Origin of the sequence: Kitasatospora sp. NPDC001539 (assembly GCF_040298565.1) — a bacterium.
Classification (GTDB): Bacteria; Actinomycetota; Actinomycetes; order Streptomycetales; family Streptomycetaceae; genus Kitasatospora.
This window is the reverse complement of the sequence record NZ_JBEPAK010000050.1, coordinates 21,949-33,724: the sequence shown is the minus strand read 5'-3', so window position 1 is coordinate 33,724 and position 11,776 is coordinate 21,949. Positions and strand designations below refer to the sequence as shown.

Here is an 11,776-nt window from a genome sequence, read left to right as displayed (position 1 = left end):
TCCCGCCCAGGCTTCCGCCGCAGCTCCCGCCAGGGCTTTTGCCGCCGCTCCCGCCGGGGCTTCGCCCGGGCATGCGGGATCATGGGTGGGTACCCCTGACTTCGTCTGGTGAAGGACCCCGAACCGTGGCCCAGATCGTCCTCTTCCACTCCGCCCACGGCCTGCGCCCGGCCGTGCACGCCGCCGCCGACCGGCTGCGCGCCGCCGGGCACACCGTCCACACCCCGGACCTCTTCGAGGGGCGGACCTTCGAGGACTCCGAGGCCGCGCGCGCCTACCAGGAGGAGATCGGCGGCAGCGACGAACTGCTGAAGCGGGCCGTCACCGCCGTCGCCCCGCTCTCCGAGGGCGGGCTGGTGTACGCCGGCTTCTCGCTCGGCGGCGCCGTCGCCCAGAACCTCGCGCTCGCCGACGCGAAGGCCCGCGGCCTGCTGCTCCTGCACGGCACCTCCGACCTGCGGGAGGACGCGGCGACCTCGATCCCCGTGCAGCTGCACATGGCGGACCCGGACCCGTACGAGCCGGAGGACTGGCTGAACGCCTGGTACCTGCGGATGCGGCGCGCGGGCGCCGAGGTCGAGGTGCACCGCTACCAGGGCGCCGGGCACCTGTTCACCGACCAGGACCTGCCGGACTACGACGCGGAGGCCGCCGAGCGCGCCTGGGCCGCCGCGCTCGACTTCCTCGCCGACCTGGAGGACCTGGAGGGCTGACGCGGCGCCCCCGGGCCGTCCCGGCCGGTGCGGTGTCCGCGGGCCGTCCCGTGGCGCGGCGCCCTCAGGGCCGGGACGGACCGCGGCGGGGCAGGGTCTGGCGGTAGACGACGCTGGTGGTGGTGCTGCCGAGGCCGGCGAGTTCGTCGACGACGCCCTCCAGGTGCTCCATGGAGGTCGCGGCCACCTTCAGGGTGTAGCAGTCGTCGCCGGTGGTGCGCAGGCACTCCAGGATCTCGCGGCGCTCGGCGAGCAGGCGGTGCAGCGGCTGGTGGCGGTTGCCCGGGTACTTCAGCCGGACGACGGCGAGCACCGGGTAGCCGACCTCGGTGAGGTCCACGGCGGCGTGGTAGCCGGTGATGACGCCCAGTGACTCCAGGTTCCGCACCCGTTCGGTGGTGGCGGAGGGGCTGAGGCTGACGCGGCGGCCCAGCTCGCTCAACGAGATCCGGGCCTCCTGCTGGAGCTGCTCGAGGATCGCCCAGTCGGTGTCGTCGAGATTCGCGGTCACCGGGCGATGCTACCGGGGAATCCACGGCCGAGGGGGCCGAACGCCGGGAGGATTCGGTTCCCGGCGGCAGGGGCTCGGCAATAGCCTCGGGGCATGCAACTCGGCGTCAACGTACCGAACTTCGGACCGGGCACCGATCCCGGCGCGCTCCGCGCCCGGGCCGCGCTGGTCGAGGGCCTCGGCTTCGACCTGCTGATGGTGTCGGACCACGTGGCCGTCACGCCCGACGTGGCCCAGCGCTACCCGGAGCCGTTCTACGACCCGTTCACCACGCTGTCCTGGCTGGCCGGGGCGAGCGGGCGGCGGCTGAGGATCGGGACGACCGTCCTGGTCCTGCCGTACCGCCACCCGCTGCTGGTCGCGCGGATGGCGGACAGCCTGCACCGGCTCAGCGGGGGGCGGTTCGTGCTCGGCGTCGGAGTCGGCTGGGCGCGGCAGGAGTTCGAGGCGCTCGGGGTGCCGTTCGGCGCGCGCGGCCGGCTGGCCGACGAGTCCCTGGGGGCGGTGCGGGAGGCCTGGCGGGCCGGCGGCGCCACCGCGCCGCCGGTCTGGGTCGGCGGGCACAGCGAGGCGGCCCTCCGGCGGGTGGCGAGGTTCGGCGACGCCTGGCACCCGCTGCGGCTGCCCGTCCCCCGGATGCGCTCGGTGCTCGCCGAGCACGCCCTGCCGGGCTTCGCGCCGCGGATCGCACTGCGCCTGACGGACGCGCCGGTGACCGGCCCCGAACGGCCCGCCGGCGTGGGCGACCTGGAGCAGGTGATGGGCGACCTCGCGGAACTGCGCGGGCTCGGCGCCGGGACGGTGGTGCTCGACCCGTACCACGGGGACCCGGCGGAGACCCTCCGCCCCGAGGCGGCATGGCAGGATCTGACGGCGGTCTCGGAGCACTGGAGGAGGACATCGTGATCACGGCAGCCGACGAGGCGCTGCTGCGGCGCGCGGTCGCGATCGCGACCCGGGCGGTCGAGCTGGGCGACGCGCCCTACGGCTCGCTGCTGGCCGCACCGGACGGGACGGTCCTGGCGGAGGCCCACAACACCGTCCGGCGGGACGACGACATCACCGCCCACCCCGAACTCAAGCTCGCCCGCTGGGCCGCCCGGGAGCTGACCCCGGAGACGGCCGCCCGGACGACCATGTACACCAGCTGCCAGCCCTGCGGCATGTGCACGGGCGCGATCGTCCGCTCCGGGCTGGGACGGGTCGTCTACGCCCTGGCGACCGAGCACCTGGTCGAGCTCAACCCGGATTCGGGCGCGTGGCCGACCGTCCCGCAGGAGGGGCCGGCGCTGTTCGAGGAGGCGCGCCGGCCGGTCGAGACGTACTACCGGCGGGGTTGAACGAGCCCGTGGCAGAACGCAGACACGAGTACGCCCCGGCCGGGACGCTCCCCGGCCTGCTCCAGCGCGGCCGGGGCCTGGGCGCGCGGATGGCGGCGGAGGACCCGTCGTCGGCGGCCGAGCTGGTGTACGGGTGCATCCGCTGGGAGTGGCGCTGGGACCCGCGGGCGGACGCCCGGGACCTCTACCTGGCCCGGCTGCTCCGGGACCTGGAGCTGCCGCTCGGGCCGGTGACGGCGATGCGGGCGGCGGGCGGGGCACCGGGCGAGCGCGCGGCCCGCGTCCTGGACCTGCTGGAGCGCGGCGGACCGGCCGGCCGCGCCGAGGCCGCCGGGCCCGCCGTGGCCGCCGGGCCGGCGCCGGACCACGGGGCGCCGCCGCCGGACGCCCCGCCGGACGCCCCGCCGGACGTCCCGGCGCCGGACGCCCCGCCGGACGTCCCGGCGTTGATCGCCGAGCTGGAGCAGCGGTGGGTCGACCGGTCCTGGTGCGGACCGGTGCACCTCGCCCGCCGGCTGGCCCGGTCCGGCCCCCGGGCGGCGGGCGCGGCGTCGCTGCTGCGGCGGTTCTGGCTGTGGACCCCGCACTCCTCGGAGCGGCCCGGGTACCTCGAGGCGCTCGCGGCGATCGGCTCGGCGGGTCTGGCCGACGCGTACACCGAGTCGCTCTGGGACTGCGAACCCGGTGCCCGGCTGTCCGGGATCGAGCACGCTCCGGAACGGCCCGAGGTGGGAGCGCGTCTGGTCGTCCTGCGCGACGACCCGATGGAGGAAACGGCGGTCCGGGAGGCCGCCGCCGTGCGTCTGGCCCGGGGGCGGGCGGGCTAGAGTGGACGCGTGAACGTGTGAGTGGTGGTCCGGACCCCGAGAGGTGTTCCGGGCCACACCCATTTCCAGGGCACGCCCTGTGACCAGCACGTCCACCGGCCCACCAGACCAGCACCAGAGCCTCCGGAGGCCCCGCCTTGAGCGACCAGCCGTTCGCGCATCTGCACGTCCACACCGAGTACTCGATGCTGGACGGTGCCGCCCGGCTGAAGCAGCTGTTCAAGGAGGTCGAGCGGCTGGGGCAGACCCACGTCGCGATGACCGACCACGGCAACATGTACGGTGCCGCGGAGTTCCACAAGCAGGCGACCGCCGCCGGGATCACCCCCGTCATCGGCATCGAGGCGTACGTCGCCCCGGAGTCCCGCTCCAACACCAAGCGCATCCTGTGGGGCCAGCCGCACCAGAAGAAGGACGACGTCTCCGCGTCCGGCGCGTACACCCACAAGACGATCTGGGCCCGGAACAAGGAGGGCCTGCACAACCTCTTCAAGCTGACCTCGCGCTCCTACGCCGAGGGCTGGCTGGTCAAGTGGCCGCGGATGGACAAGGAGCTGATCTCGGAGCTGTCCGGCGGCCTGATGGCCACCACCGGCTGCCCCTCCGGCGAGGTGCAGACCCGGCTGCGCCTCGGCCAGTTCGACGAGGCGCTGAAGTCCGCCGCCGACTACCAGGACATCTTCGGCAAGGAGAACTACTTCCTGGAGCTGATGGACCACGGCCTCGACATCGAGAAGCGGGTCCGGGACGGACTGCTGGAGATCAGCCGGAAGCTGGGCATCCCTCCGGTGGTCACCAACGACTCGCACTACACCACCGAGGCCGACGCCGGCGCCCACGACCTGCTGCTCTGCGTGCAGACCGGCAAGAACCTCTCCGACCCGGACCGCTTCCGCTTCGACGGCACCGGCTACTACGTCAAGTCGGCCGCCGAGATGTACGCGCTGGACTCCTCGGACGCCTGGCAGGAGGGCTGCCGCAACAGCCAGCTCCTCATCGCCTCCCGGGTCGACACCGAGGGCATGTTCCAGTTCAAGAACCTGATGCCCCGCTTCCCCATCCCGGAGGGCTACGAGTCCGAGGCGGACTTCTTCCGGGCCAAGGTCTGGGAGGGCATGGACTGGCGCTTCCCGGACGGGTACGACGAGGAGCACAAGAAGCTCGCCGAGTACGAGATGGACACCATCGTGCAGATGGGGTTCCCGGCGTACTTCCTCGTGGTCGCGGACTTCATCATGTGGGCCAAGAGCCAGGGCATCGCGGTGGGCCCGGGCCGTGGTTCGGCGGCCGGTTCGCTCGTCGCCTACGCGATGGGCATCACCGACCTCGACCCCATCCCGCACGGCCTGATCTTCGAGCGCTTCCTCAACCCCGAGCGCATCTCCATGCCCGACGTCGACATCGACTTCGACGAGCGCCGGCGCGGTGACGTGATCCGCTACGTCACCGAGAAGTGGGGGTCCGACAAGGTCGCCATGATCGTCACGTACGGCACCATCAAGGCGAAGGCCGCCATCAAGGACTCCTCGCGCGTCCTCGGCTACCCGTACGCGATGGGCGACCGGATCACCAAGGCGATGCCGCCGGACGTCATGGGCAAGGGCATCCCGCTCTCCGGCATCACCGACCCGACCCACCCCCGGTACAGCGAGGCCGGCGAGATCCGCAGCCTCTACGAGACCGACCCGGACGTCAAGAAGGTCATCGACACCGCGCGCGGCATCGAGGGCCTGATCCGCCAGCCCGGCGTGCACGCGGCCGGCGTCATCATGTCCGCCGAGCCGCTGACCGACCACATCCCGGTCTGGACCCGGCACACCGACGGCGTCACCATCACGCAGTTCGACTATCCCACTTGCGAGGGCCTCGGCCTCCTCAAGATGGACTTCCTCGGCCTGCGCAACCTGACGATCATGGACGACGCCGTCAAGGCGATCGAGAAGAACAAGGGCATCAAGATCAACCTGCTTGATCTGCCCCTGGACGACAAGCCGACCTACGAACTCCTCGCCCGGGGTGACACGCTCGGCGTCTTCCAGCTCGACGGCGGGCCGATGCGCTCGCTGCTGCGCCTGATGAAGCCCGACAACTTCGAGGACATCTCCGCCGTCCTCGCGCTCTACCGACCGGGCCCGATGGGCGTCAACTCCCACACCAACTACGCCCTGCGCAAGAACGGCCAGCAGGAGATCACCCCGATCCACCCGGAGCTGGAGGAGCCGCTCCGGGAGATCCTGGAGCCCACCTACGGCCTGATCGTCTACCAGGAGCAGGTGCAGAAGGCCGCGCAGATCCTGGCCGGCTACTCGCTCGGCCAGGCGGACCTGCTGCGCCGGGCCATGGGCAAGAAGAAGAAGGAGATCCTGGAGGCGGAGTTCGTCCCCTTCCAGAAGGGCTGCCGCGAGCGCGGCTACTCGGACGAGGCGATCCAGGCGGTCTGGGACGTCCTCGTCCCCTTCTCCGGCTACGCGTTCAACAAGGCGCACACCGCCGGGTACGGGCTGGTCTCGTACTGGACGGCCTACCTGAAGGCCAACTACCCGGCCGAGTACATGTCGGGCCTGCTGACCTCCGTGAAGGACGACAAGGACAAGTCGGCGGTCTACCTCAACGAGTGCCGCAAGATGGGCATCAACGTCCTCCCGCCGGACGTCAACGAGTCGGACTCGGACTTCACCCCGCACGGTGACGACACCGTCCGCTTCGGCCTCACCGCCATCCGCAACGTCGGCGGCCCGGTGGTCGAGTCGATGATCCGGACGCGCAAGACCAAGGGGAAGTTCTCGTCGTTCCCCGACTTCCTGGACAAGGTGGAGTCGGTGGTCTGCAACAAGCGGACCGTCGAATCGCTGATCAAGGCGGGCGCCTTCGACTCGCTCGGGCACACCCGCAAGGGCCTGAGCGCGCAGTTCGAGCCGATGATCGACAACGTGGTCGGCGTGAAGCGCAAGGAGGCCGAGGGGCAGTTCGACCTGTTCGGCGGCGACGCGACCGCGGACGAGCCGAGCTTCGGACTGGACGTCGTCTTCTCCGAGGAGGAGTGGGACAAGTCCTTCCTGCTCACCCAGGAGCGGGAGATGCTCGGCCTGTACGTCTCCTCGCACCCGCTGCACGGCATCGAGCACGTGCTCGCCGACAAGGCGGACTGCGCGGTCGCCGACCTCGCGGAGCGCCCGGACGGGACGATCGTCACCATCGGCGGCATCATCTCGGGCCTCCAGCGGAAGATGACCAAGCAGGGCAACGCCTGGGCGATCGCCACCGTCGAGGACCTGGCGGGCTCGATCGACTGCATGTTCTTCCCGGCCAGCTACCAGCTGGTCTCCTCCCAACTGGTCGAGGACGCCGTGGTGTTCGTCCGCGGCAAGCTGGACAAGCGGGAGGACGTGCCGCGCCTGATGGGCATGGAGCTGTCCGTGCCCGACCTGTCGAACGCCCACGCCGACGCGCCGATCGTCATCAACATCCCGAGCGGGAAGGTGACGCCGCCGCTGGTGGCCCGGCTCGGCGAGGTGCTGGGCAGCCACCGGGGCACCACCGAGGTCCGGGTGCGGCTGGAGAGCCGCAACAAGACCACGGTGCTGCGGCTGGACCGGCACCGGGTGAAGTCCGACCCGGCGCTGTTCGGGGACCTCAAGCAGCTGCTCGGACCGAGCTGCCTGGTGGTCTGAGGCGCAGGACCGGCCGGGGCCCGGGACACCGCGAGGCGGTCCCGGGCCCCGGTGCGTTCAGGAGCCTCCGCCCAGCCCCGGCGGCACCGCCGTGTGCAGGGCCGAGACGAAGGCCGAGATGGCCGGGTGGGAGCCGGCGCCCGCGCGGAAGGCGGCGCGGGTGCGGCGGTACACGGGCAGCCGGGTGAGCACGACGCCCGGCGGCCGCTCGGCCGTCCCCAGGTGGGGGACCAGCGCGACGCCCTGGCCGGCGGCCACCAGCGCCAGCACTGTGGTGAAGTCGTCGATCTGGTGCCGGATCCGGGGCGCGAAGCCCGCCGCCTCGCAGGCGCGGACGGCCATGGTGTGGCAGAGGGTGCCGGGCGGGGACATGATCCACGGCGCGCCGTGCTGCTCGGCGACGGTGGCCGGGGCGCGGGCGGCCAGGTACATCGGCTCGGTGAAGACCGGGCGGGTGACCGCGAGGCCGGGCTCGGGGTCGGCCGGGACGAGGTCGTACTCGTGGACCAGTGCGACGTCCAGCTCGCCCGCGCGCAGCGCCGCGCCGACGGCGGCCGGGTCCACCTCGGTGACCATCGGCTCCAGCCCCGGGTGCCAGGAGGCCAGCTCGGCGAGCACCGCCGGGATGATCGCCCGGGCCGCCGAGGGGTAGGTGCCGATCCGCAGCGGGCCGGCCAACCCGCGCTTCGCCTGGGCGAGTTCGGCGCCCGCCTGCTCCAGCAGGGCGAGGACGGACTCGGCGTGGCGGACCAGGCCCCGGCCGGCCGGGGTGAGGGTGACCCGCCGCCCGGAGCGCTCCAGCAGGGGGACGCCGGCCTCCTTCTCCAGGACGGACAGCTGCTGGGACACCGCCGAGGCGCTGAAGGACAGCGCCTCGGCGACGGCGGCGATGGTGCCGAGGTGGGCGAGTTCGCGCAGCAGGCGCAGGCGTCGGACGTCGAGCATCGGCTCAGCTTACGAGAAGCGTCACACATGTGAACTGGACCTGGTTGATCGGCAGGCCGCAGGATCGTCCCATGGAACTCAAGGGCATCTACGTCCCCCTGATCACCCCGTTCGCCGCGGACGGCTCCGTCGCCCTCGACGCGCTGGAGAAGCTCGCGTACGAGGTCCTGGACGCCGGAGCGGCCGGGCTGGTCGCGCTCGGCACCACCGGCGAGCCCGCCGCGCTGACCGCCGGGGAGCGGGACGCGGTGGTGGACGTCGCCGCGGCCGTCTGCGCGGCGCGCGGGGCGCAACTGGTGGTCGGCGCCTCCGGCGGCGACACCCGGGCCGTCGGCGAGGCGCTGGCCGCGCTCGCCGAGCGGGTGCCCGGGGCGGCGGCCCTGGTCACCACGCCGGCCTTCGTCCGGGCGGGGGAGGCCGGCACGGTGGCGCACTTCCGGGCGCTGGCCGCGGGCAGTCCGCTGCCGTTGGTCGTCTACCACATCCCGTACCGCACCGGGCAGGAGCTCTCCACCACCGCGCTGCGCGAGCTGGCCGCGATCGAGGGCGTGGTGGGCGTCAAGTACGCCACCGGCGGGCTGGACCGGACGGCGGCCGAACTGCTCGCCGACACCCCCGCCGGCTTCACGGTGCTGACCGGGGAGGACGCCTTCCTGGCGCCGATGCTGGCGATCGGCGCGGCCGGCGGCATCCTCGCCTCCGCGCACCTGGCGACCGGCCGCTTCGTCGAACTGTACGAGGCCTGGCGGGCCGGGGACGTCGAGCGGGCGCGGGCGCTCGGGCACCGGCTGACGGCACTGGCGCTCTCCGCGTTCACGGCGCCGAACCCGGCGGTGACCAAGGGCGTGCTGCACGCCCAGGGCCGGATCCCCACCCCGGACGTCCGGCTGCCGCTGCTGCCGGCGGGGGAGGCGGAGGTCGCGGCGGCGCTGGCCCTCGCCAGTGGTCTGGACCACTAGACCGCCGGTGCGGCGGACCGCTCGCCCGCCGCGGCGCCCTCTCACACCGTGAAATGGCTGGTCGCCCCACCCGCGTGACAAGGCATGATGGGCGGAGTGCGGCTGTAGACAGCATCATCCAGAGGAGTAGTCGGAATGAAGATCGGCATTGTCGGAGCCACCGGCCAGGTCGGCGGCGTGGTCCGCGAGATCCTGGCGGAGCGCGCGGGACTCCCCGGTGGGATCGGCCCGGTGGAGCAGCTGCGGCTGTTCGCCTCGGCCCGCTCGGCCGGACGCACGCTGCCGTGGCAGGGCGCCGAGATCACCGTCGAGGACGCGGCCACGGCCGACTACACCGGCCTGGACATCGTGATCTTCTCGGCCGGCGGCTCCACCTCCAAGGCCCTGGCCCCCAAGGTGGCCGCGGCCGGCGCCGTCGTCATCGACAACTCCTCCGCCTGGCGCCGCGACCCCGAGGTCCCGCTGGTGGTCTCCGAGGTCAACCCCGGGGCGATCGCCGACCGCCCCAAGGGCATCATCGCCAACCCGAACTGCACCACCATGGCGGCCATGCCCGTGCTGCGCCCGCTGCACGAGGAGGCCGGCCTGGCCGCGCTCGTCGTCTCCACCTACCAGGCCGTCTCCGGCAGCGGCGTGGCCGGCGTCGCCGAGCTCCAGGACCAGGCCGCCAAGGTGGTGGACGGCGCCTCGGCGCTCGCCCACGACGGCGCCGCCGTGGAGTTCCCCGAGCCCAAGGTGTACCGGCGGCCGATCGCCTTCAACGTGGTGCCGCTGGCCGGCTCCCTCGTGGACGACGGCTCCAACGAGACCGACGAGGAGCAGAAGCTCCGCCACGAGAGCCGCAAGATCCTCGGCATCCCCGGTCTGAAGGTCGCCGGCACCTGCGTGCGCGTGCCCGTCTTCTCCGGCCACTCGCTGCAGATCAACGCCCGCTTCGAGCGCCCGATCAGCCCCGAGCGCGCGGTGGAGCTGCTCACCGGCGCCCCGGGCGTCGAGCTGTCCGAGATCCCGACCCCGCTGCAGGCGGCTGGCCGGGACCCGAGCTACGTCGGCCGCATCCGGGTGGACGAGACCGTGGAGAACGGCCTGTCGCTGTTCGTCTCGAACGACAACCTCCGCAAGGGCGCCGCGCTCAACGCCGTCCAGCTGGCCGAGCTGGTCGCCGCCGAGCTCAGGGGCTGACCCGGACCAGCCGTCCGTGACGTTTGGCGGGCCCCGTCGTTGAACGGGGCCCGCCTTCGTTTTTCTTTGCGACTCGTTGGGGCGGCTGTTGCGGGACCGGGACATCCGCCGAGGTTCGGGTCGCGAGCCAGGGGGAAAAGGTGACCCAACGATCGGGCGGCCACCGGGGGCCCCTCACCCCGCCCCGCCCGGCGCCGGGCGGACCGCCCACCCCGACCGACCTTCGAGGGCGAGCGAAAAGAGGTGCGCAGATGGACCGCTGTGTCGTCCTGGTGGACGCCGGATACCTGCTGGGCGCCGCCGCCAGCCTGCTCGCCGGTGATCCGTCCCGCTCCAAGGTCACCGTGAACCACACCGCGCTGATCAGCGCCCTGCGCGAACGAGCCGAAGCCGAGACCGGCCTGCCCCTGCTGCGGATCTACTGGTTCGACGCCGCCCCCGACCGCCGCCCGATGCCCGAACACCGGCGGCTGCGCGTCCTGCCCCGGGTCACCGTCCGGCTGGGCGCGCTGACCCGCGCGGAGGGGCGCTGGGTGCAGAAGGGCGTGGACGCCGCGATGCACGCCGAGCTCTCCGAGCTGGCCCGCAACCGGGCCTGTGCGGACGTCGTGCTGATCACCGGGGACGGCGACCTGCTGCCCGGGATGATGACCGCCAAGGAGCACGGGGTGGCCGTGCACCTGTGGGCGCTGCAGGCCGCCGACGGGGACTTCAACCAGTCCGAGGACCTGGTCGGCGAGGCCGACGAGCGGCGGGTGCTGGACCGCGAGTGGATCGAGGGGTGCTTCTCGCTGCGGGACAGCTCCAGCGTGTTCCCGGCGCCGGGGGCGGCCGGCGCCCGGCAGGAGATCGCCAAGATCCTCGCCGCCCCGCCCGCCGCGCTGCCGACCGTGGTCCCGCCGGTGGCCCGGCCGGCCGCCGACGCCCCGGCCGCCGACGCGCCCGCCGCGGACGGACGGCCGCAGCCGGCCGCGAGCCTGCGGGTGGTGCCCACGCCCAAGGACCTCGCCGGACGGGTCTCCGCCGTCTCGCCGGTCACCCCGGCGGCCAACGGGCACGCCAACGGCCACGCCAACGGCTCCGCCTCCGCCGTGGCGACCGGTCCGGTGCTGCGGTGGTCCTCCGACCGCGGCTGGGTGGACCGGCCCGCCCCGGAGCCGTCCGTCACCGCCGGGGACAGCCTGCCGACCCTGGCCCAGCTGACCACCGCCGAGCAGCGCTGGGCCGACCGCGAGGAGGACATCACCTCGATCGGCGGCGACGCCCACGAGGTCGGCCAGGTCTTCGCCCGGCGCTGGAGCGAGCGGCTCGGCGACGTCGAACGGCTCACCGTGCTGTGGCCCGACTACCCGCGCATCCCGCACCGGGTCGACGGCGAGCTGCTGCGCTACGCGGCCCGCTTCGGGCTGCTCGCGCACAAGGACGACCAGATCGACGAGCACGACCGGTACGCCATCCGGGCGGGATTCTGGAAGGAACTGGCAGCCCGGGTGCCCGGGGGCTCCATGGTGGTCGAGGACTGACCGCTCTGCGGACCGGCCGCTCCCCGGCCCCCTTCCGCGGCCGGCCCGTCCGTGACGGCCGGTCCCCCCGCGGCGGCCGGTCCCGCTGTGGCCGACCGGGTCCTC

The 11,776-nt window shown here is 73.2% G+C and carries 10 protein-coding genes; 8 read left to right on the top strand and 2 right to left on the bottom strand.

The annotated features are described in order from the left end of the window. Positions 1-125: 125 nt before the first annotated feature. Complete coding sequence (locus ABT247_RS11335; RefSeq protein WP_350741323.1) at positions 126-713, top strand: dienelactone hydrolase family protein; 588 nt, start codon at positions 126-128, stop codon at positions 711-713. A 64-nt stretch (positions 714-777) separates the two neighbouring features. Here ABT247_RS11335 and ABT247_RS11330 read toward each other — a convergent pair whose 3' ends face one another. Continuing rightward, a complete protein-coding gene (locus ABT247_RS11330) occupies positions 778-1,224 on the bottom strand; it encodes an Lrp/AsnC family transcriptional regulator (protein ID WP_350741321.1) in 447 nt (148 codons plus the stop codon). A 93-nt stretch (positions 1,225-1,317) separates the two neighbouring features. Here ABT247_RS11330 and ABT247_RS11325 point away from each other — a divergent pair, with 93 nt between their 5' ends. The 4 genes from ABT247_RS11325 (at position 1,318) to dnaE (ending at position 7,062) form a co-directional block, all read left to right on the top strand. Then, positions 1,318-2,130 carry an LLM class flavin-dependent oxidoreductase gene (locus ABT247_RS11325; RefSeq protein ID WP_350741319.1) on the top strand — a complete coding sequence of 271 codons (813 nt, stop codon included), beginning with the start codon at positions 1,318-1,320 and terminating at the stop codon, positions 2,128-2,130. After that, positions 2,127-2,564, top strand: a complete 438-nt coding sequence (locus ABT247_RS11320; RefSeq protein ID WP_350741317.1) for a nucleoside deaminase — start codon at positions 2,127-2,129, stop codon at positions 2,562-2,564. Before ABT247_RS11325 ends, ABT247_RS11320 begins: the two co-directional genes overlap by 4 nt. 8 nt (positions 2,565-2,572) lie before the next feature. After that, positions 2,573-3,391, top strand: coding sequence for a hypothetical protein (locus tag ABT247_RS11315; protein WP_350741315.1), 819 nt, complete (start codon positions 2,573-2,575; stop codon positions 3,389-3,391). Between the two features lie 137 nt (positions 3,392-3,528). Continuing rightward, complete coding sequence (gene dnaE, locus ABT247_RS11310; protein WP_350741313.1) at positions 3,529-7,062, top strand: DNA polymerase III subunit alpha; 3,534 nt, start codon at positions 3,529-3,531, stop codon at positions 7,060-7,062. A 57-nt stretch (positions 7,063-7,119) separates the two neighbouring features. Here the strand turns inward: dnaE and ABT247_RS11305 are convergent, their stop codons facing one another. After that, the gene (locus tag ABT247_RS11305) at positions 7,120-8,007 is read right to left on the bottom strand and encodes a LysR family transcriptional regulator (protein ID WP_350741311.1); all 888 of its coding nucleotides are present in this window, start codon (positions 8,005-8,007) and stop codon (positions 7,120-7,122) included. Between the two features lie 71 nt (positions 8,008-8,078). On the opposite strand from ABT247_RS11305, the gene ABT247_RS11300 reads away from it, so the two are divergent. The 3 genes from ABT247_RS11300 to ABT247_RS11290 all read left to right on the top strand — a co-directional run bounded on the left by ABT247_RS11300 (position 8,079) and on the right by ABT247_RS11290 (position 11,671). Beyond that, positions 8,079-8,966: a dihydrodipicolinate synthase family protein gene (locus ABT247_RS11300; RefSeq protein ID WP_350741309.1), complete on the top strand. Its 888-nt coding sequence runs from the start codon at positions 8,079-8,081 to the stop codon at positions 8,964-8,966. Positions 8,967-9,101: 135 nt separating this feature from the next. Continuing rightward, positions 9,102-10,148 carry an aspartate-semialdehyde dehydrogenase gene (locus ABT247_RS11295; RefSeq protein ID WP_350741307.1) on the top strand — a complete coding sequence of 349 codons (1,047 nt, stop codon included), beginning with the start codon at positions 9,102-9,104 and terminating at the stop codon, positions 10,146-10,148. A gap of 251 nt (positions 10,149-10,399) precedes the next feature. Beyond that, a complete protein-coding gene (locus ABT247_RS11290) occupies positions 10,400-11,671 on the top strand; it encodes an NYN domain-containing protein (RefSeq protein WP_350741305.1) in 1,272 nt (423 codons plus the stop codon). The last annotated feature ends 105 nt before the right edge of the window (positions 11,672-11,776 follow it).

What these genes read in the sequence shown, in the direction of transcription:
- ABT247_RS11325 (WP_350741319.1), top strand. Translation starts at nt 1,318, where the DNA reads ATGCAACTCGGCGTCAACGTACCGAACTTCGGACCGGGCACCGATCCC.
- ABT247_RS11305 (WP_350741311.1), bottom strand. Translation starts at nt 8,007, where the DNA reads ATGCTCGACGTCCGACGCCTGCGCCTGCTGCGCGAACTCGCCCACCTC.
- ABT247_RS11300 (WP_350741309.1), top strand. Translation starts at nt 8,079, where the DNA reads ATGGAACTCAAGGGCATCTACGTCCCCCTGATCACCCCGTTCGCCGCG.
- ABT247_RS11295 (WP_350741307.1), top strand. Translation starts at nt 9,102, where the DNA reads ATGAAGATCGGCATTGTCGGAGCCACCGGCCAGGTCGGCGGCGTGGTC.
- ABT247_RS11290 (WP_350741305.1), top strand. Translation starts at nt 10,400, where the DNA reads ATGGACCGCTGTGTCGTCCTGGTGGACGCCGGATACCTGCTGGGCGCC.